We start from the raw sequence: 24810 nt of genomic DNA, 5'->3' as shown, positions 1-24810 counted from the left end.
GTGTTTTACCTGCAAGACCAACACGTGCTGATTCTGGGCCTGGGTGCGTCTGGCTTGGCGATGGCGCGCTGGTGTGCCCGCTGTGGTGCGCTGGTCACCGTGGCCGACACGCGCAGTGCACCGCCGCAACTGGCCACCTTGCAGCGCGACGTGCCAGCGGCCAAGTTTGTGGGTGGGCCGTTTGACGCTACGCTGGTGCTGGGCACCGACGTGTGCGCCGTGTTCAAAAGCCCAGGTTTGAGTCCGGCAGAAGTAGCTATTGTTTTAGAAGCTGCTAGCGCAATGAATATAAGGTCTGAAGGCGAATTAGGCTTATTTTCTGAAGCCCTGGCACAGCTCAAGACCACACGCGACTATGCGCCCAAGGTACTGGCCATTACCGGCACCAACGGCAAAACCACCGTGACCTCACTCACCGGGCAGCTGGTCGCGCGCGCCGGTAAATCCGTGGCGGTGGCTGGCAACATTGGCCCCACGTTGCTCGACACCTTGTCTGAAAAGCTCGATGCCCAGGCACTGCCAGACGTCTGGGTGCTGGAGCTCTCAAGCTTTCAGCTCGATGGCGAAAAGACCTTTGAGCCCACCGCTGGGGCTGTGCTCAACATCAGCCAGGACCACTTGGACTGGCATGGCAGCATGGCCGCCTATGTACAGGCCAAGAACGCCGTGTTTGGCGCACATGGCCTGATGGTGCTGAACCGGGACGATGCCACCGTGATGGCCATGTTGCCAGCGCCCGTCAAGGTCAAATTGCAAAAGCCGCAAGCGCGTGAGCATGTGACCTTTGGTGGCGACATGCCGCAGCGCCCCGGTGACTTCGGTATTGAAACTGTCAACGGCATGACCTGGCTGGTGCGTGCGCTGGAAGCTGATGAAACCAAGCGCCGGCGCAGCGAAGCGGCTGACGAACTGTTCTTCCAGCGCCTGATCCCCGCCGATGCGCTGCGCATTCGTGGTCGCCACAATGCCATCAATGCGCTCTCCAGCCTGGCGCTGGCCACCGCTGCCGGTTGTGCCCTTGGCCCCATGTTGTATGGCCTGCGCGAATACCGGGGCGAACCGCACCGCGTGCAACCCGTGGGCACGGTCAACGAGGTGGAGTTTTTTGACGACAGCAAAGGCACCAACGTAGGCGCCACCGTGGCCGCGCTGCAAGGCCTGGGCGCTGACCGCAAAGTGGTGGTGATTCTGGGCGGCGAGGGCAAAGGGCAAGACTTCAATCCGCTGGCTGACCCGGTGCGCCGCTTTGTGCGTGCTGTGGTGCTGATCGGGCGTGACGCGCCGCAGATCAGCGCTGCTTTGGCCGATACGCAAGTGCCGCTGCTGAATGCGACCAGCATGGCTGATGCCGTGGCGCTTGGCAACGCCCAGGCCCATGCCGGTGATGCCGTGCTGATGTCGCCGGCCTGTGCCAGTTTTGACATGTTTGACAACTACGAGCACCGCGCCCAAGCCTTTGTGCAAGCGGTGCAAGCGCTGGCGGCAGACGCTGGTGTTGATCTGGAGCCGGGCTTATGAGCGCTGCCGCCGCCCGCCTGTCTGGTCTGTTCGGCTGGTTTGGCCGTTCCAAACGCCCGGTCAGCGATGTGTTGCCGGTGCGCCTGGGTGCCACTCGGTTGTCGGCCACCGGCTCGGCCCCCACGCGCGCCCAGGGGTTTGACCAGCCGTTGGTCTGGGTGACAGTGGCATTGCTGTTGTGGGGCCTGGTGATGGTGTATTCGGCCTCTATTGCCATGCCGGAGAACCCGCGCTTTGCCAAATACACCCACACCTACTTTTTGGTGCGCCACGCCATGTGGCTGGTGATCGCCTTGGTGGCCGCGCTGATCGCCTACCAGGTGCCATTGGCCACTTGGGAGAAATCAGCCAGGCCGTTGTTTGTGTTCTCGCTGGTGCTGCTGGCCATGGTGTTGATTCCGCATGTGGGCAAGGTGGTGTATGGCGCGCGGCGCTGGATCAGCCTGGGGCCGCTGAGTTTCCAGCCTTCAGAGCTGGCCAAGTTCACCGTGTTGCTGTATGCGGCCGACTACATGGTGCGCAAGATGGATGTCAAAGAGCGGTTCTTTCGCGCCGTGTTGCCGATGGGTGCCGCCGTGGCCGTGGTCGGTGTGCTGCTGCTGCTGGAGCCCGACATGGGCGCGTTCATGGTGATCTCAGTGATTGCCATGGGCATTTTGTTTTTGGGCGGTGTCAACGCCCGCATGTTCTTTCTGATTGCCGCCGTGTTGTTGGTGGCCTTCAGCCTGATGATCGCCACCAGCGAATTCAGGCGAGAGCGCATTTTTGCCTACCTCGACCCGTGGAGCGAGAAGAACGCCTTGGCCAAGGGCTACCAGCTCACGCACTCCTTGATTGCCATTGGCCGGGGCGAAATATTTGGTGTTGGCCTGGGTGGTAGTGTGGAAAAACTCAACTGGTTGCCTGAAGCGCACACCGACTTTTTGCTGGCCGTGATTGGTGAAGAGTTTGGCCTGGTGGGCGTGGTCATGGTCATTGGCCTGTTTTTCTGGATCGTGCGCCGCATGATGCACATCGGCCGTCAGGCGATTGCGCTGGACCGGGTGTTTGCCGGGTTGGTGTCGCAAGGCGTGGCGATCTGGATGGGCTTTCAGGCCTTCATCAACATGGGTGTGAACCTGGGCGCATTACCCACCAAGGGCCTGACCCTGCCGCTTATGAGCTACGGTGGCTCCGCCATCCTCGTCAACCTGGTCGCCATTGCCGTGGTGCTGCGCATTGACCAAGAGAACCGCACGCTGATGCAAGGGGGCAGGGTATGAGCACCACCGTCACACGTCAACGCACCGCCATGATCATGGCTGGCGGCACGGGTGGTCACATCTTCCCAGGCTTGGCTGTGGCGCATGCGCTGCGCGACAAAGGCTGGCGCGTGCACTGGTTTGGCGGCACCGGCAACCCGGCGCAACCCAGCATGGAAAGCCAGCTGGTGCCTGCACAAGGTTTTGCCTTTGAATCCATCGACTTTGGTGGTCTGCGCGGCAAGGGCTTGGTCACGGTGGCGCTGTTGCCGCTGCGTCTGCTCAAGGCCTTTTGGCAAAGCATTCAGGTGGTGCGCCGCGTCAAGCCCGACGTGGTGCTGGGCCTGGGTGGCTACATCAGTTTTCCGGGCGGGATGATGAGTGTGTTGCTGGGCAAGCCGCTCATCTTGCATGAGCAAAACTCGGTGGCAGGTCTGGCAAATAAGGTGTTGGCCGGTGTGGCAGACCGGGTGTTCACCGCCTTCCCTAATGTGATCAAAGGTGCCAAGTGGGTTGGCAACCCCTTGCGCACAGCATTTTTGAACCAGCCCGACCCAGCGCAGCGTTTTGCTGGCCGCAGCGGGCCATTGAAATTGCTGGTGGTGGGTGGTAGCTTGGGCGCCAAAGCCCTGAACGACATCGTGCCGCAAGCGCTGGCGCTGATGCCTGCTGAAAAACGCCCCGAGGTCGTTCACCAAAGTGGCGCCAAACAAATTGACGCCCTGCGCGCCAACTACGCCGCAGCCGGTGTGCATGCCACGTTGACCCCCTTCATTGACGACACCGCGCAGGCTTTTGCCGATGCTGACTTGGTGATCTGCCGCGCGGGTGCTAGCACTGTCACCGAGATTGCCGCAGTGGGGGCGGCAGCGCTGTTTGTGCCTTTCCCGTTTGCCGTAGATGACCACCAGACCACCAATGCACGGTTTCTGGCAGATGCTGGGGCGGCTTGGCTGGTGCAGCAAAAGCAGCTGACGCCTGCCTGGCTGGCTGATATGCTATTGAATATGGAGCGTGCTACGCTTGTTAATAAAGGGCTAGAGGCTAAAAACATGCAAAAACTTGAAGCCACCCAAAATATCGTGGCAGCGTGCGAGGCGGTGTGCAAATGACCCCCCTTAATTTGACCCCAATGACTGCAAGGCCCGCACCATGAAACACGCCATCAAACACATCCACTTCGTCGGCATCGGCGGCGTCGGCATGTCTGGCATTGCCGAGGTGCTGTTCAACCTGGGCTACGTCATCTCTGGCTCGGACCAGTCTGACAGCGCCACCTTGCAGCGCCTCAAAACCCTGGGCATTCAGACGCAAATCGGCCACGCCACCAGCAACATCGCTGGCGCAGACGCCGTGGTCACGTCCACTGCCGTGCAAGCTGATAACCCCGAGGTGATCGCTGCCCGCGCCGCCCACATTCCCGTGGTGCCGCGCGCCCTCATGCTGGCCGAACTGATGCGCCTGAAAACCGGCATTGCCATAGCTGGCACGCACGGCAAAACCACCACCACCAGCCTGGTGGCCAGCGTGCTGGCTGAAGCCGGGCTGGACCCGACCTTTGTGATTGGTGGCCGCCTGAACAGTGCCGGTGCCAATGCGCGGCTGGGCAAGGGCGAGCACATTGTGGTGGAAGCCGATGAGTCAGACGCCTCGTTTTTGAACCTGCTGCCGATCATGGCGGTGGTGACCAACATCGACGCTGACCATATGGAAACCTATGGTCATAGCTTTGAGAACCTGAAAAAAGCCTTTGTCGACTTTTTGCACCGCATGCCGTTTTATGGCGTGGCCATTTTGTGCACCGACGATGCCGCTGTGCGCTCGATCGTGTCGCAGGTCACTTGCCCGGTCACCAGCTACGGCTTTGAAGAAGGCGCTGAAGTGCGCGCGGTGGATGTGCACGCCGTCGGTGGTCAGATGCACTTCACGGTGCAGCGGCGCAACGGCGTGGTGCTGCCTGATCTGGCTGTGGTGCTGAATTTGCCAGGCCGCCACAACGTGCTCAATGCGCTGTCTGCCATTGCGTTGGCGGTCGAACTGAGCATCGACGATGCCGCCGTGCTGCGTGCCTTAGCCAGTTTCAAGGGCGTTGGCCGACGCTTTCAGAGCCATGGCGAGCAACCGGTCAGCAGCGCCAATGGCGGGGGTAGTTTCACTTTGGTGGAAGACTACGGTCACCACCCCGTAGAGATGGCGGCCACGCTGGACGCTGCACGTGGTGCGTTCCCAGGCAGGCGCTTGATGCTGGCGTTTCAACCGCACCGCTACAGCCGCACGCGCGACTGTTTTGAGGATTTTGTGAAGGTCATCGGCCAGTTTGATGCCGTGTTGCTGACCGAGGTCTATGCCGCTGGCGAAGCCCCGATCGTCGCCGCCGATGGTCGAAGCCTGGCGCGTGCGTTGCGCGTGGCCGGGCGCGTTGAGCCGGTGTTTGTCGACAACATCGCCGACCTGCCGCAAGCCATTGTGGACACCGCCCGCGACGGTGATGTGGTGTTGTGCATGGGCGCAGGCTCCATTGGCGCGGTCAGCACCAAGGTTGAAGAGATGCTGGAAATGCATCCAAATTCAGAGCTACTTACGCAATAAGGACAAGGGCTATGGGTCAATTTGATATAAATTCTGAAAAAGTGGCGGTGCTCATGGGCGGCGCCTCTGCCGAGCGCGAGGTGTCGCTGATGTCGGGCCACGGTGTGCTGCAGGCGCTGCAAAGCTTGGGCGTGAACGCACACGCCTTTGACCCGGCCGAGCGTGATTTGGGTGAACTCAAACGCGAGGGCTTCACCCGTTGTTTCATTGCCCTGCATGGTCGTTTTGGCGAAGACGGCACAGTGCAGGGTGCGCTGGAACTGATGGGCATTCCCTACACCGGCCCGGGCGTGATGGCCTCCAGCATTGCCATTGACAAATTCATGACCAAGCGCTTGTGGCTGGCAGATGGCCTACCCACACCGGCCTGGCAAAAGGTTGACAGCGCAGCCGCCACACGCGCGGCTTTTGCCGCGTTGGGCAGCCCGATGATCGTCAAGCCTGCGCGCGAAGGCTCCACCATCGGGCTGACCAAGGTCACCGCGCTGGACCAATGTGACGCCGCGTTTGCCGTGGCTGCCGGCACACATGACGAGGTGCTGTGTGAGCAGTTCATTACGGGCGACGAAGTCACCGTGCCGGTGCTCGGCAGTGGTGCCGACGCACGGGCCTTGCCAGTGATTCGCATCAAGGCACCTGACGGCAATTACGACTACCAGAACAAATACTTCACCGATACCACCGAGTACCTGGTGCCCTGTGGTCTGCCCGAAGGCGAAGAAGCCCACATCCAGCAACTGGTGCTGCAAGCCTTCAAAAGCCTGGGCTGCCGCGGCTGGGCACGCGCCGACGTGATGATTGACGCCACCACCCGTCAGCCCTACCTGCTTGAAATCAACACCAGCCCCGGCATGACCAGCCATTCGCTGGTGCCCATGTCGGCCAGGGCGGCGGGTATCAGCTACCCAGAGCTTTGCCTGCAGGTGCTTAAGCTTGCCACCCGGGACTACGCCGCTGTATGAACGCCAGAGCGCCCCTGCCCCTTGACATCAAGCTGATGAACGCCGTAGCCACCGGCCTGTTCGCGGCCTTGCTGTTGATGCTGCTGGGCGTTGCCTTGGCCTGGGCGGTGCGTTTGCCGATGTTTGCCATTCGGGGGGTGAGTGTGGTGGGTGATGTGTCGCACTACAACGCCATCACGCTGCGCGCCAACGTGATGCCGCGCCTGACCGGCAATTTTTTCACTCTGGATGTGAACGCCGCGCGCAAGGTCTTTGAGACCATGCCTTGGGTGCGCCAGGCGATCGTGCGGCGGGATTTTCCGAACCGGCTCAAAGTGCAGTTGCAAGAGCACCAGGCCGTGGCGTATTGGGGCGTGGATGGCGACTCGCGCTTGGTCAACAGTTTTGGCGAGGTGTTTGAGGCCAACGTGGGTGAGCTGGAGCAAGACGACCTGCCGCGCTTGAGTGGTCCCGAGGGCCTAAGCGCGCAAGTGCTTGCCATGCACCGCGCGCTGCAGCCGCTTTTGACCCCCATGGATTTGACGCTGGACCAGCTTGACCTGACGCCGCGCGGCGGCTGGCGGGCCCAGCTTGACACTGGCACCATGCTGGAGCTTGGCAGTGGCAGCACCGATGAATTGGTGGCGCGCCTTGAGCGCTTCGTCAAGACCGTGACGCAGGCCACCTCGCGCTACAGCCGCACCGTGGAGCAACTCGCCTCAGCCGATTTGCGCCATACCGACGGCTACGCGATGCGCCTCAACGGGGTCAGTACGGTCAGTGGTGATGATGTGAAGAAAAAACAGTAATGCAAGTTAACAGGTGATGCTATGGCTAAAGAATACAAAGATCTGGTGGTAGGGCTGGACATCGGCACCGCCAAGGTGATGGTGGTGGTAGCTGAGGTCATGCCCGACGGCCACCTCAAGCTGGCCGGCTTGGGCGTGGCGCCCAGCAACGGCTTGAAGCGTGGTGTGGTGGTCAACATCGACGCCACCGTGCAAAGCATCCAGCAAGCGCTGAAAGAAGCCGAGCTGATGGCCGATTGCAAGATCACACGCGTCTACACGGGCATCACTGGTAGCCACATCCGCGGCATCAACTCGCACGGCATGGTGGCCATCAAAGACCGCGAGGTGAGCGCCGCCGATGTGGCCCGCGTGGTGGAAACCGCCAAGGCCATCAACATCAGTACCGACCAGCGCCTGTTGCTGGTGGAACCGCAAGAATTCATCATCGACGGGCAAGATGTGAAAGAACCCATTGGCATGAGCGGCATCCGCCTGGAAGCCAAGGTGCACATCGTGACCGGTGCACAAAGCGCGGCGGAGAACATCATCAAATGTGTGCGCCGTTGTGGCTTGGAAGTGGAGCAGCTCATGCTGAACCCGCTGGCCAGCAGCCTGTCGGTGCTGACCGAAGACGAGCGTGAGTTGGGCGTGGCGCTGGTCGATATTGGCGCGGGCACCACCGACCTGGCGATTTTCACCAACGGCGCCATTCGTCACACCGCCGTGATCCCGATTGCCGGAGATTTGATCACCAGCGACATCGCCATGGCCTTGCGCACCCCCACCAAAGATGCCGAAGAAATCAAGGTTGAAAACGGTTACGCCAAGCAGTTGCTGGCCGATCCCGAAGCTCAGGTGGAAGTGCCCGGCCTGGGTGACCGCGGCCCGCGCATGCTGAGCCGCCAGGCGCTGGCTGGCGTGATTGAGCCGCGTGTGGAAGAAATTTTCAGCCTGGTGCATCAGGTGATGCGTGAGTCCGGGTTTGAAGAAATGCTCTCCAGCGGCATCGTGCTCACCGGTGGCAGCTGCATCATGCCCGGCATGGTGGAGCTGGGCGAAGACATCTTTTTGAAGCCAGTGCGCCGTGGCATTCCCAAATACACCGGTGCGTTGTCAGACATGGTGGCGCAGCCGCGTGCCGCCACCGTGATGGGTTTGCTGGAAGAAGCCCGCATTGCGCGTTTGCGCGGTTTCAAGGTGTCGCAAAAAAACGGCTCCATGAAAACTGCGTTCAGCGGCATCAAAGACTGGTTTGTGGGGAATTTTTAACCATGACCAAACGACTTATAACGGGCCGCGCAGGCCCCGGAGAGCGATGGCGATGTGTTGACCCACCGCCAAACCCACACAAAACCAATACCGCCATTTTTTTAAATTATTTCTCACGTATCACACCCCAAGGAGCACACCATGTCAATTGAACTCATCGACGAAGAAGCCTTTAACCAAGGCACACAAATCAAGGTCATCGGCGTTGGCGGCGGCGGCGGCAACGCGGTTGGTCACATGATTGCCAGCGCCGTTCAAGGCGTGGAGTTCATTTGTGCCAACACCGATGCCCAAGCCCTGAGCAACAGCGACGCGCACCGCATCATCCAGCTTGGCACCACCGGCCTGGGCGCAGGCAGCAAGCCTGACAAAGCCCGCGAAGCCGCCGAACTGGCAATTGACGACATTCGCGCCGCCATTGATGGCGCGCACATGCTCTTCATCACCGCTGGCATGGGTGGCGGCACTGGCACTGGCGCTGCGCCAGTGATTGCCCGTGTGGCCCGTGAAATGGGCATCCTGACGGTGGGTGTGGTCACCAAGCCGTTTGAATTTGAAGGCAAGCGCCGTATGGACAACGCCGACGGCGGCCTGGCCGAGCTTGAAGCCAATGTGGACTCACTCATCGTGGTGTTGAACGAAAAGCTGCTTGAAGTGCTGGGCGACGACGCCACTCAAGACGAAGCCTTCGCCCACGCCAACGACGTGCTGAAAAACGCTGTGGGCGGCATTGCCGAAATCATCAATGTGCCCGGCCATGTGAACGTCGACTTTGAAGACGTGCGCACCGTCATGGGCGAGCCTGGCAAAGCCATGATGGGTACAGCAGTGTCCGCTGGCCCGGACCGTGCCCGCATCGCTGCCGAGCAGGCCGTGGCTTGCCCGTTGCTCGAAGGCATTGACCTGTCTGGCGCCAAGGGCGTGCTGGTGCTGATCACAGCGGCCAAAGGTTCCCTGAAGTTGAGCGAGTCCAAGCTGGCCATGAACACCATCCGTGCCTATGCCTCGCCCGATGCCCATGTGATTTACGGCACCGCCTACGACGACAACCTGGGCGACCAGATTCGTGTCACCGTGGTGGCCACGGGCTTAAGCCGCGCCCGCCCCAAACTGCAAGTCATGCCGAGCATTCAGCAGCGCACCGGCACGCACGATGTGCCATTTAACCTGCCCTCGCAAGACACCGTGGCAAGCGTCAACCAAACCACCGGCATGATGGCCGGCTCGTCGATAGGTCGCAGCCAGCCCGACTACGGCGCCATGAGCACACCAAGCGTCTGGCGCACCCGTGACCGCACCACCGCAGCCGCCAAGGTCGATGCCCTGTCAAGCGGTGGCATGGATGACTTTGAAATTCCCGCTTTTTTGCGCAAACAAGCGGATTAATGGGTAACAGCCGCCTGCAAATGCTCGTTGCAGGCGGTTATCAGGACCAAGCGGATGTGCCAAACGAGCTGCGCCGCATCAAAGTCGCACCCCGCACCCCGCACCCCGGATTCAGGTGCAGTCATCGCGAGCGTTCGATAGAGCACAGATTGGCAACTGTATCGGCAGTATGGTGGTACTTTTGAAACAAAAGTACCCATGGATTACATAGAACGCTTCACTGATGTCGAGCTCGAAAAGATCATCGAGGAAGGCCTTATTTACATGTGTGCCTGCCCCGCGCAGGTGGCTGACACCCTTCGGAAATTTCGCGAATTACGCCGCTACCAGTTGAACTGCCTGGTCAATCCAAACAACGACCTTCGGGTTCATGAGGCAATTGCGCGCAACAGCGTGCTGGCGCATGCCCAACTTCAAGACTGCCTCGATGAAGTTCTCGAACTTGAGCAGTGGGATCGCCAGACGCTGAGCATGCCAGCTGGCCTGCGCGACAGGCAGGAGAGAGAAATATCGGCTGACTCCAGGTTTTTTGAATTGCCAGACAAGTAAACGCGTTGTTGAAAGAGCGATCTTTCGTACACGCGTCAGCCTTCATCGCCACCTGTGCCCTCAGTTGAGCGCGGGAGCGGCCAGATTTGAGCCGCACGGATATACCTATAAAAAGTAAAATCCAGCGGTGCTTAAACAACGAACCCTCAAAACTTTAACCCGCGCTGTCGGCGTGGGCCTTCACAGCGGCCAGCGTGTGGAAATCACCTTGCGCCCGGCGCAGCCCGACACCGGCATTGTGTTTCGCCGCGTGGACTTGCCTGAGCCGGTGGACATCCCGGTGTCCACTCTGGCCGTCACCGACACCCGCATGGCCTCCACCATTTCCAGCGGCAACGCCAAGGTGCACACGGTGGAACACCTGATGTCGGCCTGCGCCGGTCTGGGTGTGGACAACCTGTATGTCGACATCACGGCCGAAGAAGTGCCCATTCTGGACGGCTCAGCCTCATCCTTTGTCTTCTTGCTGCAAAGCGCTGGCATCGTGTTTCAGGAGGCACCGCGCCGCTTCATTCGTTTGCTTAAACCCGTGGAAGTGCGTCAGGGCGAGGGTGACAACGTGAAATGGGCGCGGCTGGCGCCTTACCACGGCTACCAGCTGAGCTTCGAGATTGACTTCAGCCACCCGGCGGTGGATGCCACCGGCCAGCGCGTGCTGTTTGACATGAGTGTGGATTCGTATTCAAAAGACATTGCACGTGCCCGCACCTTTGGCTTTACCAAAGACGTGGAAATGATGCGTGCCAATGGCCTGGCGCTCGGCGGCGGGCTCGACAACGCCATCGTGATGGACGACTACAAAGTGCTTAACGCGGGTGGCCTGCGTTATGACGACGAGTTCGTCAAACACAAAATTCTGGACGCCATGGGCGACCTGTACCTGGTGGGTAAACCACTGCTGGCCAGTTACAGCGCGTTTCGCTCCGGCCATGCGCTCAACAACTTGCTGCTGCGCGAGCTGCTGAACCACCCCGAGGCTTGGGACGTGGTCACGTTTGACAACGAAAAGCTCGCCCCCAAGGGGTTTGCACAACTGGCGCGAGCCTGGTAGGACAGGGCACCATGCTGCTGTTTCGCTGGCTGGTTTTGTTGATGCTGTTGGCGGCTTTGGTGTCGTTTGGCTTTTACGCTGGCACCGGCGACCCGCGCTTCAAACGTTACGGCTGGGTTGTCTTGAAGTGGGCGCTGCTGTCAGCCTTCGGTTTTTTTGCGATCCTGATTTTGGAGCGTGTGGTTTAGCCATCTATCGGCTGCGTCCCGCTTTGTAAGCGGCTTTTTGCGTCTGGTTTTGTGCCCCGCCAATGCCTTTGGCCTGGTTCAAGCGGGCAATTGAATTGGCCGCATGGGCGTGGGTGATGGCCAGCCCCAGCGCATCGGCCGCATCTGGCCCGGGCAAGCCGGGCAGGGCGAGCAGGCGGCGCACCATTTCCTGAATCTGGGTTTTGTCGGCACGGCCATAACCGACCACCGCCTGTTTCATTTGCAGCGCGGTGTATTCGGCCACCGGCAGGTCACTGGCCACCAACGCCGTGATGGCGGCACCGCGTGCCTGTCCCAACAGCAGTGTGGACTGCGGGTTGACGTTGACAAACACAATCTCCACCGACGCGCAATCGGGCTCATAACGCGCCATCACCTCGCGAATGCCATCAAACAGCACTTTCAGGCGCGCGGGCAACTGGTCTTTTTCAATCTTGGTGGTGCTGATGGTGCCGCTGGCCACATACGTCAGTTCAGAGCCAGCCACATCCACCAGACCAAAGCCAGTGGTGCGCAAGCCAGGGTCAATACCGAGGATTCTCATGCTTTATGGAAATTTATTTTGCTATTTTTAATATAGCTGTTAGCGCATGTTTGATAGGGGCTACAGGCCAAAATACCACCTAACTGAGTGAAAGAATACGGGGGCGGCAAAACACAGCGAGTCGATGCGGTCGAGCATGCCGCCAGCACCGGTCACCGCTTTGCCCTCGCCGCGCCAGATCGGTATGCCGCGGTCGCGCTTCAGGGCTTTCATCACCAGGTGCCCGAGTGAGCCGGCGGCGCAGGCCACAAAGGCCATGGCAAACGCTTGCCCCGGCACAAACGGGGTGATGCCTGCCAGCAACGCGCCCAGCAGGCTGCCCGCCGCCATGCCGCAGGCCCAAGCGCGCCAAGTGAAGCTCTGGCTGATCTGAGGTGCGGCTGGCGTCCATTGTTTTTTGCGCGCCACCAAGTGCTGCGTGACCATGCAGGTTTGCACCACCAGCACCAGAAAAAACACCAAAAACGCGTTTTTCTTGTCGTAGTTAGGGAAGTCCAGCAACAACAGCGCGGGCACATGGCTCATGCCGTAGATGCACACCATGATGCCCCATTGCAGCTTGGCGTTGCGCTCCAGAAAACGCTGCGGGTCATTCGCCAAGGCACTGGCCACGGGCAACGCCAGAAACACATAGACCGGGATGAACACCGTGAACAACTCAAAGTGCTCGGTGCCCACCAGCCAGTATTGAAACGGCAGCACACCAAAAAACGCCAACACCAGGCCGCGGTGGTCGCCCTGGCGCGTGGGTGACAGGGTCAGAAACTCGCGCAGGGCAAAAAACGAACCCACACCAAAAAGCACCAACCGCGCCACGTCACCCGCCAGCCAGGCCACCCAGAAGACAAAAATCAACAGCCAGCTGGTTTTAAGCAACTGGCTCAGGTTGCGGATGGCATCGCTGTGGGCTTGCGCCATTTGCCCATCCTCGTGCTCACGCATGGACAGCATGAAGATCACCACCCCGGCCAGCAGCAACAAGCCGAACACCAGCACAAACAAGGCGCCCACTTGCTGGGTGGCGCTGAGGCTTTTAAGGGTTTGGTACATGCTGGGCTAGATGTCGCGCAGGGCAATCACGGCGCTGCGGGCGCGTTGCAAAAAAGCCTGACGATCTTCGTCGGGTTGCAGTTTCATGGGCGCGCCAAACGTCACCGAGCACAGCACCGGCACCGGCACCACTTCGCCTTTTGGCATGAGTCGCTGCACGTTGGCAATCCAGGCCGGAATCAGTTCGATTTGCGGAAACTTGAGCGCCAGGTTGTACAGCCCGGCTTTGAAGGCTTGCGGTTCGTCCGCGTGGCCGCGTGTGCCTTCGGGGAACAAAATCAGCGAGTCGCCTGCTTCCAGGGCGTCTATCAAAGGCTCCAGCGGGTCTTCATCGGCGAGGCGAGCGCGTGACACATAAATCACGTTGAACACGGCCGAGGTGATCCAGTGCTTGAACGGCGTTTTGGTCCAGTAATCACGCGCGGCCACGGCGCGGGTGCCGTGGCGCAGCTCTTTGGGTAGGGCTGCCCAGATCATCACCAGATCAGCATGGCTTTGGTGGTTGGCAAAGTAAATACGCTGCTCGGCCTTGGGCGGACAGCCCCACCAGCGTGCTTGCGCACCGGTCAGCACCCGGATCAACCCCAGCAAAAAATACCCCATCAGTTTGGCACGCATGGCCAGGATGATAAAGGGATGTTGTGACCACTGTTACTGCGGCAAGGCCCGACCCCGGCTGGTGAAAAATCACCAGTACCCTAGAACCTTCCACCACGCGCCACCCACCAGTACCCAGACCAGCGTATTGACAACACTCATCACCAGACCCACCGTCCACCAGTGCCCCAGTGCCCCAGTGTCACGTAGCCCGAGCCGAAAATGATGGGCGAGGTGCCCGTGGCATAGTGGGTCAGCGTCATCATGATTGACGAGATGGCAGCCAGCAGCAGCGCAAACGGCATGGCCGGCGCGCCGAGCGCAATGCCGGCAGCAAAAAATGCGCCGAACATGGCTGTGATGTGCGCGGTGGTACTGGCAAAGAAATAGTGCGCATACATGTAGATCAGAGTCAGCAAAGTCACGCCCCCGAGCCAGCCCAAGCCCAGTCCCAGGATCCCGGTTTGGACCGATTTGGAAAACCAGGAAATTAAGCCCATCTTGTTCAGAAAAGACGCCATCATCACCAGCGCGGCAAACCAGACGATGGTGTCCCAAGCGCCCTTTTCCTTGAGCACATCGTCCCATTCAAGCACACGAGTGATCAGCAGCAGCGCCAGGCCGCAATGCCGCTGCGGTGGTTGCGTCTACCTCGTATCCCTTACCCATCAGCATGGCGGGAATGCCGGCCCACATCACCAGCAACAACGCAAACACTGCGAGCAATATTTTCTCGTTCGTCTTGACGGCGCCAAGCTCTTTGAGCTTGCCCTCGGCGAATGTGCTTGCGTCTGGCGTGTCCTTGATTTCGGGCGGTGATATCCAATAAATCACCAAGGGCATCAACGCCATGGCCGCCAAGCCTGGCAGCAACATGGCGAGCGCCCAGGTGCTCCATGTCAAAGAAATCTGTGCGCCCGTGGCTTCCGCCACAAACTTGACGATCAGCGGGTTGGGTGCAGTGGCCGTAATGAACATAGCCGACGTGATGGGGTTGGCATGGTAGTTGACCAACGCCAAGTAGCGCCCGATCTTGCCCGAGGTGCCTTCCTCGGGCGATGAATTGAAGCTGCCAGCGATGGAGCGTATGATCGGGTGCATGATGCCCCCGCCCCGTGCCGTGTTGCTGGGCCGCCACTGAAACAATCGAGTCAACGGTTTCCAGCACTGCTGAGAAACACGATCAGGGTAGTTTCTCGTGTCTCTCAAAGTCTGTGCAGTGCCCGACAGACGCGGGCCGCATGTAGTGCCAAACTTAGGCAGGTGCCTTCAGGGCAGCTCGGCGCTTTCCAGACGGCGGGCGATCACGCCGGCGCGGCCTGCCACATAGCTTGAATTGGGCAGTTTCTCGAAATACTTGGGCCGGGGCAACATCACCGCCAGCCGGGCGGCTTCATAGGCGCTGAGCTGTGCGGCGGGCTTGCGAAAGTAGTGCTGCGCGGCGGCTTCGGCACCAAACACGCCTTCACCCCATTCCACGCTGTTGAGGTAAATCTCAAAAATGCGCTGCTTGTCAAGAATGGCTTCCAGCAACAGCGTCAGCACAAACTCCTGACCCTTGCGCAGCAAGGTGCGCTCGCCCGACAAAAACAGGTTCTTTGCCAGTTGCTGGGTGATGGTGGAGCCACCGATCACCTTGGGTCCCTTGACGGGTTTGGCCACCACGGTGGGCGCCGGTTTGGGTGGTGACGCGGGCGTTTTTCTGGTGGCGTTTCTTCTGTCTTCCCGGGCTTGCTGGGCTTGTGCAGCGGCTTCAGCCCTGGCTTGTGCTTTGGCTACCGATTCTTCGGCCTTGGCATTTTTCTGCCAGGCTTTTTCAAGTGCATTCCAGTCCACACCGTCGTGGTTGGCAAAACCGTCGTCCTCGCTGGCAATCACGGCGCGCTTGAGGTTGTTGGAGATTTTGTCGTAAGGCGTCCACTGCTGGCGCCAGCGCAAGCTGCCAGTTTCTGTGAGCACGCGCCAGGCTTCAGAACGCTCAAAGGCGGTGGACTGCGGGTCAATCACCAGCATGGTGGCAATGCGCGCCACAAAAAACAGCTGCAGCAGCACCAAGCCAATGGCCACCAGTGCGAGCCAGCGCAGCACAGGCTTCATCGGCTTAGCCCAAGAGTTTGCGCAGTTCAGCCAGCACCTGGCCAGACGGTGGCCGCACGCCACGCCAGATCAAAAAGGCTTCAGCGGCTTGCTCCACCAGCATACCCAGGCCATCGCGCGGCACGGCACCGTGGGAACTTGCCCAGTCCATGAATCCTTGTGCGCCGGGGCCATACATCATGTCGTAGGCCAATGCGCCAGGCTTCAAAACGTGCTCACTCACGGGCACGCCGTGGCCACCGAGGCTGCTGGCTGTGCCATTGATAATGACATCAAAATCACCCTCTAGCCCTTGTAAATCATGCGCAAGCAGCTCTGTATTTTGTAGCATTGCCAAAGCATGGTGGCGCGCTACCAGTTCGGTAGCTTTGCTCAGCGTGCGGTTGGCCACGCTGATGTGGGCCGGCTGCGCGTTCAGCAGCGGCCCGAGCACACCCGCTGCGGCACCACCGGCGCCAATCAGCAGCAGGCGCAGGCCCTTCAGGGGCAAGCCTGCGTTGCGTTCGATGTCATCAACCAGGCCAATGCCGTCGGTGTTGTCGCCAAGAATCTGGCCGTCTTTGAAGGTCAGCACATTGCAGGCTTGTGCCAGCAAGCCGCGCTCGCTGGTGTGGGTGGCCATCGCGGCGGCTTCAAACTTGAAGGGCACGGTGATGTTGCAACCGCGTCCGCCCTCGGCAATGAAGGCGTGAATGCTGCGGTCAAAGTGGTCCAGCGGGATTTCGCGCTTGTCGTACAGCATGGTCTGGCCAGTGAGTTCGGCAAAGCGCGTGTGAATCCAGGGTGAGCGGCTGTGGCTGATGGGGTTGCCCATCACGCAGTAGTGGTCAAGTGTCATGTGGCGTGGGTTCAGTTGGTGCTAAGTTTGGTTTGCAGGGTGTCGTCGCGGGTGAACTTGAAGCGTGACACCACGGCAATCTGGTCAGCTTGGCGGCGCATGGCGGCATCAAATTTGCCAAACGGACCGGCGCTGCGGGCAATGGCCTGGGCGCGGCGGTCCAGCGCGGCAATGCCCGAGCTTTGAACAATTTCCGTGCCCAGCACGCGCCCGTCGTGGTTGATGTTGACGATCATGGTGAGTTCGCCATACAGTTTTTTGCCACCTTGCTGCGGGAAGTTCTCGGTGCCTTTGTCTTCAATGGCGCGGCGCAGTTTGTCGTAATACACGGCATAGGCAGCTTCGCGCGTGGCCGGGCTGATGTAGCGCTTTTTGGGCCGGGCGTTTTCAAGGTTGATACGCCGCTCAATTTCGGCCAGCAGCTTGACCAACTGGCGCCGCTTTTGCTCGCGTTGCGCCTGCTCGGGCGTGGTGTCGGCCTGCTGCGGGTCGGTCGGCGGCAGGCTGGCCAACATGTTCTTGACCTGGCTGAGGATCAGCGCCTGCTGGGCTTGCATGTCGTGCAACTGGCGCTCCTGGTCGGGCGTGGTGTCGTCCCCGCTCATGTTTACCAGCGCGGGAGGTAGCGGGCTGGTGGCGCGGCCACGCTCGGCTTCCCCGCCACCGGCCATGTTGGCTTGGGCAATGGCCTGGGCCTTAGGTGGCGCCTCGTCGGTTTTGGCGTTGACCAGAATCACTTCCAGCGGGGTGTCCTGAAACACCCGGTTAAACGCCTCTGGGTCAACAAAACGCACTGTCAGCAGGGCCGCATGCACCACAAGGGATGCGCCCAAGGCGATCTGAAGGGTACTGAAGCGGCGCAGGTTCACGGTGCGGCGGTTGCCTCTTGAGGCGCAACGGTGTCGGTAGCTTCAGCCTCCGTGGTGTCCATGGCAATGGCGATGGGGCCAGCCACGGTGTCGTCGTCCAGGTCTTCGTCGGCGTCCAGCGCTTCGGGTTCGGCGTCCAGGCGTTCAATGACGGTGCCGTGAATGTCCAGCGACACCAGGTCGATGTCGCCTAATTTGACCCGCACGCGGGCGCCGCGCGGCAAGCCCTGGGCGCCCATCACCGGCAGCACCAAGGGCAGGTGGTCGGCACGCACCAGGTTGTCCTTGAACAGGCTGGCTTCAATCTCGGTGATGGCGTTTTGTTGCACATACTTGAGCGTCCAAAAGCGCTCAATGGCGTTCTGGTAGCCGTTGTAGGCAAAGTAAGCGGCATCAAAGCTGGAGATCACGGAAAACAGCTCAGCATCTTTGGGCTTGAAAGGTGCCGCCAGGGCGGCAGTTTTGCCGTGCCGCGCGCAGGCAATGATTTGCCACTGGTTGACCAAATCCACGTAGCGGCGCAGCGGTGAGCTGCTCCATGCGTAACTTTTGACGCCAATGCCGGCGTGCGGCAGCGCTTTGGTGCCCATGCGCACTTTGACACCGGGCAACATGGATGCTTGGCTGCGGTAGATGCCGGGCACGCCCAGCTCAGCCATCCAACTGCCCCAGGTGCTGTTGGCCAGAATCATGGCCTCAGAGACGATCAAGTCCAGCGGCGCGCCGCGCTGGCGCACGCTGATCTGCACCTGCTCGGTGCCGTCTGGCTCGCGGCCTTCGTTGCCAACTAGCTTGAAGTTGTAGTCGGGCCGGTTGAAGTTCTCTGGCTTGCCGCGAACCACCTCGCGCTTGGCTTTCAGGTCTTGTGCCAATTTGTATAAAAATGAGAGCTTCTCGCGCTTATGCTGTAAGGGCTTGGGGTCAATATCATGCTCAAAAATTGGGTCTTGCAACCAGTCGAGCGTGACCACGGCGTCCAACTGGTCGTGGCGCAAGTTGGCACCAATGTGCACACGTTCCAGCTTGGTCTCAGATGCCTTGATCTCCAGCGTGGCTTCATCCAGCGTCACATACAAAGACACCGCCGGGCAGTCACGCCCCTCTTGTAAGGTGTAGTTTTGCACCACGTCATCGGGCAACATGGTGAGCTTGTAGCCTGGCATGTAAACCGTAGACAGCCGCATGCGGCCCACCGCATCAACCGGGCTGCCAGTGGCAATGGCCAATGCTGGCGCGGCGATGTGAATGCCCACTAACACGGTGCCGCTGCCCAGGCCTTGCACCGAGAGCGCATCGTCAATCTCGGTGGTGGCCGAATCGTCAATGGAAAACGCCCGGGCGCTCGACAGCGGCAGCTCGTCAATGATGAGTGGTGCGTCCAGCTTCGGAAAGCCAGTGCCCTTGGGGAAGTTTTCCAGCAGAAAGCGTTTCCAGTGAAACTGGTAGGGCGAGTCAATCGCGCCGGCCTTGATCAGCAGGTCCAGCGGGCCCAGGTGCGTGGCGCGCGAGGCTTCCACCACCGCCTTGTATTCAGGCGCATTTTTGTCGGGCTTGAAGAGAATCTTGTAAAGCTGGTCTCGAATCGGCTGCGGGCATGACCCAGAGCTCAAGTCTTTCACCCAGGATTCAATTTGCAGGACGATTTGCTTCTTTTTCTCAATCGCGGCCAGCGCCTGCGCCAGGATGTCAGCAGACGCTTTTTTGAAGCGCCCCTTGCCTGCCCGGCGAAAGTAATGCGGCGCGTCGTACAGCGCCATCAAGGTGCCGGCTTGTTGCTCTAGCGTGGCGTGCTCAGAGAAATAGTCGCGCGCCAGTTCGGCAAAGGCAAAGTCGCCTTCGGGCGCAAATTCCCAGGCCATGTCCAGTTCCATGCCAGCGGCCACGGCTTGCGCGTTGGCCATGAGTTCTGCCGGGGTGGGCTTTTCGAACTTGAGCAACATATTGGTGGCCTTGACCTTGACGCGTTTGCCCGAGTCAAGTTCTACCTGCGCAGAGGTGTCGGCTTCAGAGAGGATGCGCCCGGCCAGGAACTTGCCGGTTTCTTCAAATAATAAGTACATTTCGGAATTGTCCCATGGCTGGCTGGTGTCGAGGCCCAGACCCCGTGTCCGGCGGTTTTTGTCCGGGCATCCAAGACGTGAAAAGGGCGCACCGCGCAAGACGGGCGCATCATGGCCACGCCTGACCAATCGCATCCACTTACCCCTAGGAGGGTTTTATGAAAAAGCAAGCAGTCATTGGTAAAAAGCCTTTGTACATTGTCCTGATCAGTGTGCATGGCCTGATTCGTGGCCATGACCTGGAGCTTGGGCGCGATGCCGACACCGGTGGCCAAACCAAGTATGTGGTGGAACTGGCCCGTGCTTTGGGCGAGCGTGCGGATGTCGAACAAGTGGTGCTGCTGACGCGGCGCGTGGTCGACAGTCAGGTTAGCGCGGATTACGCCGAAGTGCTGGAGCCGCTGTCTGGCAAAGCCAGCATCGTGCGCATTGAATGCGGCGAAGAAAAGTACCTGCGCAAGGAAATGTTGTGGGACTCGCTGGAGAATTTTTCGGACAACGTGTTGGCTTACCTCAAGAGCCAGCCGCGCATGCCTGATGTGATTCACAGCCATTACGCCGATGCCGGTTATGTCGGGTCGCGCCTGTCGCACCAGTTGGGTATTCCCCTGGTGCACACAGGTCACTCATTGGGCCGAAACAAGCGCCAGCAGTTGCTGGCCAGCGGCATCAAGCGCAGCGAGATCGAGTCAACTTACCATATCTCACGCCGTATTGAGGCCGAAGAAACCACGTTGGGCACTGCCGTGCGTGTCATTACCAGCACCCAACAGGAGATTGAGCAGCAATACGGTCTGTACGATTTTTACCAGCCTGAGCGCATGCGTGTAGTGCCACCGGGCACAGACCTCACCCAATTTTTTCCGCCCGTGGGCGATGAAAAGAAGAGTCCGATTGCCCTGGAGCTCAAACGCTATCTGAGTCAGCCCAACAAGCCGATGATTTTGGCGCTGTCACGCCCCGACCCAAAGAAAAACATTGTGGCGCTGATTGAAGCCTACGGTGCGTCCCCGGCCCTGCAGGAGGCTGCTAACCTGGTCATTGTGGCGGGCAACCGCGACGACATTCAAGAGATGGAAAACGTCGCCAAAACAGTGCTCACTGAAATTTTGCTGGCCATCGATAAATACGACCTGTACGGCAAGGTGGCCTACCCAAAACACCACAAGCAAGAAGAGGTGGCCGTGTTGTACCGCCTGGCGGCCGTCTCGCGTGGGGTGTTTTGCAACCCGGCGCTGACCGAGCCGTTTGGACTGACGCTGATTGAGGCGGCAGCCTGTGGTCTGCCGATTGTGGCCACCGAGGATGGTGGCCCGATCGACATCATTGGCAATTGCCACAACGGCCATCTGATCAACCCGCTGGACAAGGAGGCGATGACGGCCACGCTGCTGCAAACCCTCTCAGACCAGACCGCTTGGCGGCGCCTGGCCAGGAATGGTGTTGAGGGGGTGCGGCACTTTTACTCGTGGTCGGCGCATGTTGAAAGCTACCTCTCGGTGATCCGACCGCTGGTGGAAAAAACCGAGCCCCTTACCCGCATGACGTTGCGTCGGCGCGCGGGTATGTTCCGTGACCGGGCAATTTTCACCAGCCTGGACCTGAATCTGATCGGGGACACAGTGTCGGTGGCACCGTTTTTGCAGACCATGCACACGCACCGCAAGTCCATCATTTTTGGCATTGCCACCGGGCGCAGCCTGGACGATGCGCTGATTGCGTTAAAACGTCATCAGATTCCTCAACCCGACGTGCTGATCACCGGGCAGGGCACGCAAATTCATTACGCACCCAACTTGACCGAGGATGCCGTTTGGGCGCGCCACATCGACCACTTGTGGAATCGGCAGGCCGTACGCGAGATTCTTCACGAGGTGCCGGGCCTGACAATGCAAGCCAAGAGCAACCAAAGCGCATTCAAGCTGAGCTACTACATTAATCCTGCGCTGACCAATGCCAACGAGATCCGGCAACTTCTGCTGCGCAATGAACAGGCAGTGAACGTTATTTTTTCTTTTGGTCAATTTCTGGATGTGCTCCCGATGCGCGCGTCCAAGGGCCTCGCCCTGCGCTGGTGTGCCGAGCAATTTGGCTTTTCGCTGGAGAAAACACTGGTCGCTGGTGTCACTGGCGCAGACAGTGACATGCTGCGCGGCAACACGCTGGGGGTAGTGGTAGACAACCGCCACCTTGCTGAGCTGTCCGATCTCGCCAACATCGAGAAAATCTATTTCTCAAAGCAGCCATGTGCCGCAGGCATTCTGGAGGCCATGGCACATTACCAATTTTTCGCCGACGACAACGCGGGGTCAGCTGTATGAGGCGCTTGCTGGTCTGCACCGACCTGGACCGAACGCTGATCCCCAATGGCGCGCAGCCCGCCTCCCACGGGGCGCTGGCGCTGTTTCGGCAACTGGTACGCCGCGATGATGTGGCGCTGGCCTATGTGAGCGGCCGGCATCGTGCACTCATTGAGCAGGCCATGGTCGAGTTCGATTTGCCCACGCCCGATTTCGCCATCGCTGATGTGGGGTCGACGATTTACCGGGTCACGCCAGCTGGATGGGAGCCCAATGATGCTTGGCGTGCGCACATCGCCCCGGATTGGCAGGACCTGACGCATGACGATCTGTGCCGCGTGCTGGGCGTCTTTCCGGCGTTACACCTGCAGCCACTGGAAAAGCAGAATCTTCACAAGCTCAGCTACCACGTGGCGCTGGCAGAAGATTTTCAAAGCTTGATCCGTGAGGTTGATGCCCGCCTGAAACAGGTGCACATCAAAGCTAATCTGATCTGGAGCATTGATGAGCCCGCCCAGCTCGGCTTGCTCGATGTCCTGCCCGCCAGCGCAAACAAGCTACACGCCATTCGATTTTTGATGAAACAAACCGGTTACACCGACCACCAGACCCTGTTTGCGGGCGACAGCGGCAATGACCTGGATGTGCTGCTCAGCGGCATTCCAGCCGTGCTGGTGGCCAATGCCGACGCGCAAGTGAAAAGTTGGGTGGCCGCTGCCAACCCTGACACCCTGTATGTTGCGCAGGGCGGCTACTTGGGCATGAATGGCAATTACAGCGCCGGCATTCTTGAAGGAGTGGCCCATTACCACCCGGACCTGGGTGCCTGGCTGTGCGCGCAAAACTGAACCCTTTTGGAGATCACTGATGTACGAACAAGCATCCCACGCCATGCTCAACGAGATCCTAATGGAGCTCAAGCCCGAGATTGGCAACTTTCGGCTGCGCCACTTCTACACCCGCCTTGGGGCCAACTTTTACGCCATCCATTCCTTGCTTCACTTGCTCTACGGTGATCGGCCCGACTTCAAGACACAAATGGTCAGCCTGGTGGAAACGCTTGCGCTGCGCTATATGGAGCGCAGCCCGCATCTGCGCAAGTCAGACCTGGCCCGGGAGCGGGACTACAACTGGTTTCTGAGCCAGAAGTGGGTTGGCATGGCGCTCTACTGCGATCGCTTTGCCAACGACCTGAAAGGCTTGCGCACCAAGTTGCCCTACCTGCAAGACCTGGGCATCAACATGCTACACATCATGCCCATTCTGGATTGCCCGCCAGACCATGCCGATGGTGGTTATGCGGTCAGGGACTATTTCAAGGTGGACGCCCGCTACGGCACCACGCACGACGTTGAAGCGCTGGCCGCCACATTAAAGAAGCGCGACATGCTGCTGGTGCTGGATGTGGTCGTCAACCACACCTCCAATGAGCATGAGTGGGCCCAAAAAGCACGCCAGGGTGACAAAAAATTCCAAGATTATTACTACGTGTTTGACGATCGCGAGATGCCTGACACCTTTGAAGAAACCATGCCCGAGGTCTTTCCCGACACTGCCCCCGGCAACTTCACCTGGGATGTCGCCATGGGCAAGTGGGTCATGACGGTGTTCAACCAATACCAGTGGGACCTGAACTACCGCAACCCGGCAGTGTTGATCGAGATGATTGACATCATTTTGTTCTGGGCCAACCAGGGAGCCGACATTTTGCGTCTTGATGCGGTGGCCTTCTTGTGGAAAAAGATTGGCAGCACTTGCCAGAACGAGCGCGAGGCGCATCTGCTGTTGCAGTTGATGAAGGACTGTTGCCAGGTCACTGCGCCGGGCGTGTTGTTTATTGCCGAGGCCATTGTGGCGCCCAGTGAGGTGGCCAAGTATTTTGGCGAAGATGCCATTAATGCCAAGGAGTGCGAGATAGCCTACAACGCCACGCTCATGTCTTTGCTATGGGACGGGGTGGCGACCAAAAATGCCGTGCTGCTGAACCAGGGCATCAAGCATTTGCCTGCCAAGCTGGAGCGGGCCACTTGGCTTAACTATGTGCGCTGCCACGACGACATTGGCCTGGGCTTTGACGACAAGGACGTGCGTCTGTCAGGCTATGACCCGGTGCAGCACCGGCGCTTTCTGCTTGACTACTTCACAGGACGGTTTCCCACCTCGGTCGCGCGGGGGTTGCCGTTTGGTGAGAATCCCAAAACCGGCGATGCCCGCATATCGGGCTCGCTGGCCTCGCTGGCTGGTCTTGAAGCAGCGCTGGCCAGTGAAGACCCGGCAGCCATTGAGGCCGCCATCAAAACCATTTTGATGCTGCACAGCCTGATTCTTGCCTTTGGTGGCATTCCATTGTTTTACTACGGCGATGCCATTGGCACGCTTAACAGCCTGGCCTATCTGGCCGACCCCGCTGAGCGGGATGACAACCGCTGGGTGAATCGCTCTTATTTCGACTGGCAAAAGGCTGCCATGCGCCACGAGAGTGGCACGGTAGAGCAACGCATCTTCAGTGCGCTGAAAAAAATGATCACCATGCGCAAGGAGTTGAGTGCGTTTGCAGATTTTGACAATCGACAGTTACTGACCGTGGATAACCCCAACCTGCTGGTGTTTTTGCGCACCGACCTGCACAACCCGCGCAACCGGGTGTTGGTGGCCAGCAACTTCAACAACAGTGCACAAAAGCTCGCACTTGGTGCCTTGCGCCCCTATGGCTTGTTTCAGCAGGATGCCATGCGAGAGTTATGTTCTGGCGAGCGCCTCAAGGTTGAAAACGACGCGGTCACGATCCCTCCGCTTGTTTGTTGCTGGCTGATTGACTGAGTCCAAGTGCGGTCTCGTACTTAAAAAAGCGTGAAAGGGGCAGTAAACCCTCATCGCGCCTGGACCGCAATGATTTGGAAATAAACTGGAA

At 59.5% G+C, this 24810-nt stretch carries 23 protein-coding genes; 14 read left to right on the top strand and 9 right to left on the bottom strand.

Annotated features, from left to right (window positions below):
• The 11 genes from murD to PHQ58_RS16365 all read left to right on the top strand — a co-directional run bounded on the left by murD (nucleotide 1) and on the right by PHQ58_RS16365 (nucleotide 11523).
• Complete coding sequence (gene murD, locus PHQ58_RS16415; protein WP_300112794.1) at nucleotides 1-1518, top strand: UDP-N-acetylmuramoyl-L-alanine--D-glutamate ligase; 1518 nt, start codon at nucleotides 1-3, stop codon at nucleotides 1516-1518.
• Entirely contained in the window at nucleotides 1515-2780 is a 1266-nt protein-coding gene (gene ftsW / locus PHQ58_RS16410) for a putative lipid II flippase FtsW (RefSeq protein ID WP_300112791.1), read from the top strand. The genes murD and ftsW overlap by 4 nt, the downstream gene beginning before the upstream one ends.
• Nucleotides 2777-3871 carry an undecaprenyldiphospho-muramoylpentapeptide beta-N-acetylglucosaminyltransferase gene (gene murG / locus PHQ58_RS16405; RefSeq protein ID WP_300112788.1) on the top strand — a complete coding sequence of 365 codons (1095 nt, stop codon included), beginning with the start codon at nucleotides 2777-2779 and terminating at the stop codon, nucleotides 3869-3871. Before ftsW ends, murG begins: the two co-directional genes overlap by 4 nt.
• 40 nt (nucleotides 3872-3911) lie before the next feature.
• Nucleotides 3912-5348, top strand: coding sequence for a UDP-N-acetylmuramate--L-alanine ligase (gene murC / locus PHQ58_RS16400; protein ID WP_300112786.1), 1437 nt, complete (start codon nucleotides 3912-3914; stop codon nucleotides 5346-5348).
• Between the two features lie 11 nt (nucleotides 5349-5359).
• A complete protein-coding gene (locus tag PHQ58_RS16395; RefSeq protein ID WP_300112783.1) occupies nucleotides 5360-6310 on the top strand; it encodes a D-alanine--D-alanine ligase in 951 nt (316 codons plus the stop codon).
• The gene (locus PHQ58_RS16390) at nucleotides 6307-7098 is read left to right on the top strand and encodes a cell division protein FtsQ/DivIB (protein WP_300112780.1); all 792 of its coding nucleotides are present in this window, start codon (nucleotides 6307-6309) and stop codon (nucleotides 7096-7098) included. Before PHQ58_RS16395 ends, PHQ58_RS16390 begins: the two co-directional genes overlap by 4 nt.
• A 21-nt stretch (nucleotides 7099-7119) precedes the next feature.
• Nucleotides 7120-8349 (top strand): cell division protein FtsA, encoded by a 1230-nt coding sequence (ftsA, locus tag PHQ58_RS16385; RefSeq protein ID WP_300112777.1) that lies wholly within the window; start codon nucleotides 7120-7122, stop codon nucleotides 8347-8349.
• A 141-nt stretch (nucleotides 8350-8490) separates the two neighbouring features.
• Nucleotides 8491-9735, top strand: a complete 1245-nt coding sequence (ftsZ, locus tag PHQ58_RS16380; protein ID WP_300112774.1) for a cell division protein FtsZ — start codon at nucleotides 8491-8493, stop codon at nucleotides 9733-9735.
• 198 nt (nucleotides 9736-9933) lie between these two features.
• Nucleotides 9934-10284, top strand: a complete 351-nt coding sequence (locus PHQ58_RS16375; protein WP_300112771.1) for a hypothetical protein — start codon at nucleotides 9934-9936, stop codon at nucleotides 10282-10284.
• A gap of 127 nt (nucleotides 10285-10411) precedes the next feature.
• Nucleotides 10412-11335, top strand: a complete 924-nt coding sequence (lpxC, locus tag PHQ58_RS16370) for a UDP-3-O-acyl-N-acetylglucosamine deacetylase (protein WP_300112768.1) — start codon at nucleotides 10412-10414, stop codon at nucleotides 11333-11335.
• Nucleotides 11336-11346: 11 nt separating this feature from the next.
• Complete coding sequence (locus tag PHQ58_RS16365; RefSeq protein ID WP_300112765.1) at nucleotides 11347-11523, top strand: hypothetical protein; 177 nt, start codon at nucleotides 11347-11349, stop codon at nucleotides 11521-11523.
• A 4-nt stretch (nucleotides 11524-11527) separates the two neighbouring features.
• Here the strand turns inward: PHQ58_RS16365 and ruvC are convergent, their stop codons facing one another.
• The 9 genes from ruvC to PHQ58_RS16320 all read right to left on the bottom strand — a co-directional run bounded on the left by ruvC (nucleotide 11528) and on the right by PHQ58_RS16320 (nucleotide 19599).
• Entirely contained in the window at nucleotides 11528-12088 is a 561-nt protein-coding gene (gene ruvC, locus PHQ58_RS16360; RefSeq protein WP_300112762.1) for a crossover junction endodeoxyribonuclease RuvC, read from the bottom strand.
• 60 nt (nucleotides 12089-12148) lie between these two features.
• Nucleotides 12149-13138 carry a phosphatidate cytidylyltransferase gene (locus PHQ58_RS16355; protein ID WP_300112760.1) on the bottom strand — a complete coding sequence of 330 codons (990 nt, stop codon included), beginning with the start codon at nucleotides 13136-13138 and terminating at the stop codon, nucleotides 12149-12151.
• A gap of 6 nt (nucleotides 13139-13144) precedes the next feature.
• Nucleotides 13145-13756, bottom strand: coding sequence for a 1-acyl-sn-glycerol-3-phosphate acyltransferase (locus PHQ58_RS16350; RefSeq protein ID WP_300112757.1), 612 nt, complete (start codon nucleotides 13754-13756; stop codon nucleotides 13145-13147).
• A 140-nt stretch (nucleotides 13757-13896) separates the two neighbouring features.
• Nucleotides 13897-14331, bottom strand: coding sequence for an anion permease (locus tag PHQ58_RS16345; protein ID WP_300112754.1), 435 nt, complete (start codon nucleotides 14329-14331; stop codon nucleotides 13897-13899).
• Complete coding sequence (locus PHQ58_RS16340) at nucleotides 14324-14881, bottom strand: anion permease (RefSeq protein WP_300112858.1); 558 nt, start codon at nucleotides 14879-14881, stop codon at nucleotides 14324-14326. Before PHQ58_RS16340 ends, PHQ58_RS16345 begins: the two co-directional genes overlap by 8 nt.
• A gap of 123 nt (nucleotides 14882-15004) precedes the next feature.
• Nucleotides 15005-15832: a transglycosylase domain-containing protein gene (locus PHQ58_RS16335; RefSeq protein ID WP_300112752.1), complete on the bottom strand. Its 828-nt coding sequence runs from the start codon at nucleotides 15830-15832 to the stop codon at nucleotides 15005-15007.
• A 4-nt stretch (nucleotides 15833-15836) separates the two neighbouring features.
• A complete protein-coding gene (gene aroE / locus PHQ58_RS16330; RefSeq protein ID WP_300112750.1) occupies nucleotides 15837-16670 on the bottom strand; it encodes a shikimate dehydrogenase in 834 nt (277 codons plus the stop codon).
• Nucleotides 16671-16681: 11 nt separating this feature from the next.
• Nucleotides 16682-17533 carry an energy transducer TonB gene (locus tag PHQ58_RS16325; protein ID WP_300112855.1) on the bottom strand — a complete coding sequence of 284 codons (852 nt, stop codon included), beginning with the start codon at nucleotides 17531-17533 and terminating at the stop codon, nucleotides 16682-16684.
• Between the two features lie 2 nt (nucleotides 17534-17535).
• On the bottom strand, nucleotides 17536-19599 hold the full coding sequence (locus tag PHQ58_RS16320; RefSeq protein WP_300112748.1) for a ribonuclease catalytic domain-containing protein: 2064 nt from the start codon (nucleotides 19597-19599) through the stop codon (nucleotides 17536-17538).
• Between the two features lie 158 nt (nucleotides 19600-19757).
• Here PHQ58_RS16320 and PHQ58_RS16315 point away from each other — a divergent pair, with 158 nt between their 5' ends.
• From PHQ58_RS16315 to PHQ58_RS16305, 3 genes are read left to right on the top strand one after another with little or no spacing between them, the layout of a single operon-like run.
• Nucleotides 19758-21920 (top strand): HAD family hydrolase, encoded by a 2163-nt coding sequence (locus PHQ58_RS16315; RefSeq protein ID WP_300112746.1) that lies wholly within the window; start codon nucleotides 19758-19760, stop codon nucleotides 21918-21920.
• Nucleotides 21917-22747, top strand: coding sequence for an HAD-IIB family hydrolase (locus PHQ58_RS16310; RefSeq protein ID WP_300112743.1), 831 nt, complete (start codon nucleotides 21917-21919; stop codon nucleotides 22745-22747). The genes PHQ58_RS16315 and PHQ58_RS16310 overlap by 4 nt, the downstream gene beginning before the upstream one ends.
• 19 nt (nucleotides 22748-22766) lie before the next feature.
• Nucleotides 22767-24719, top strand: coding sequence for an amylosucrase (locus PHQ58_RS16305; protein WP_300112741.1), 1953 nt, complete (start codon nucleotides 22767-22769; stop codon nucleotides 24717-24719).
• The last annotated feature ends 91 nt before the right edge of the window (nucleotides 24720-24810 follow it).

This window comes from Rhodoferax sp., assembly GCF_028688795.1.
GTDB lineage: Bacteria > Pseudomonadota > Gammaproteobacteria > Burkholderiales > Burkholderiaceae_C > Rhodoferax.
This window is presented reverse-complemented; position numbering and strand designations above follow the sequence as displayed.

Bases quoted from the DNA above. Each gene is read 5' to 3' on its own strand.
- PHQ58_RS16350 (WP_300112757.1), bottom strand. From the start codon at position 13,756: ATGCGTGCCAAACTGATGGGGTATTTTTTGCTGGGGTTGATCCGGGTG.
- PHQ58_RS16355 (WP_300112760.1), bottom strand. From the start codon at position 13,138: ATGTACCAAACCCTTAAAAGCCTCAGCGCCACCCAGCAAGTGGGCGCC.
- PHQ58_RS16315 (WP_300112746.1), top strand. From the start codon at position 19,758: ATGAAAAAGCAAGCAGTCATTGGTAAAAAGCCTTTGTACATTGTCCTG.
- PHQ58_RS16305 (WP_300112741.1), top strand. From the start codon at position 22,767: ATGTACGAACAAGCATCCCACGCCATGCTCAACGAGATCCTAATGGAG.
- PHQ58_RS16390 (WP_300112780.1), top strand. From the start codon at position 6,307: ATGAACGCCAGAGCGCCCCTGCCCCTTGACATCAAGCTGATGAACGCC.
- ruvC (WP_300112762.1), bottom strand. From the start codon at position 12,088: ATGAGAATCCTCGGTATTGACCCTGGCTTGCGCACCACTGGCTTTGGT.
- murC (WP_300112786.1), top strand. From the start codon at position 3,912: ATGAAACACGCCATCAAACACATCCACTTCGTCGGCATCGGCGGCGTC.
- aroE (WP_300112750.1), bottom strand. From the start codon at position 16,670: ATGACACTTGACCACTACTGCGTGATGGGCAACCCCATCAGCCACAGC.
- PHQ58_RS16310 (WP_300112743.1), top strand. From the start codon at position 21,917: ATGAGGCGCTTGCTGGTCTGCACCGACCTGGACCGAACGCTGATCCCC.
- ftsA (WP_300112777.1), top strand. From the start codon at position 7,120: ATGGCTAAAGAATACAAAGATCTGGTGGTAGGGCTGGACATCGGCACC.
- ftsW (WP_300112791.1), top strand. From the start codon at position 1,515: ATGAGCGCTGCCGCCGCCCGCCTGTCTGGTCTGTTCGGCTGGTTTGGC.
- PHQ58_RS16365 (WP_300112765.1), top strand. From the start codon at position 11,347: ATGCTGCTGTTTCGCTGGCTGGTTTTGTTGATGCTGTTGGCGGCTTTG.
- PHQ58_RS16320 (WP_300112748.1), bottom strand. From the start codon at position 19,599: ATGTACTTATTATTTGAAGAAACCGGCAAGTTCCTGGCCGGGCGCATC.
- murG (WP_300112788.1), top strand. From the start codon at position 2,777: ATGAGCACCACCGTCACACGTCAACGCACCGCCATGATCATGGCTGGC.
- ftsZ (WP_300112774.1), top strand. From the start codon at position 8,491: ATGTCAATTGAACTCATCGACGAAGAAGCCTTTAACCAAGGCACACAA.
- PHQ58_RS16335 (WP_300112752.1), bottom strand. From the start codon at position 15,832: ATGAAGCCTGTGCTGCGCTGGCTCGCACTGGTGGCCATTGGCTTGGTG.
- PHQ58_RS16375 (WP_300112771.1), top strand. From the start codon at position 9,934: ATGGATTACATAGAACGCTTCACTGATGTCGAGCTCGAAAAGATCATC.
- PHQ58_RS16395 (WP_300112783.1), top strand. From the start codon at position 5,360: ATGGGTCAATTTGATATAAATTCTGAAAAAGTGGCGGTGCTCATGGGC.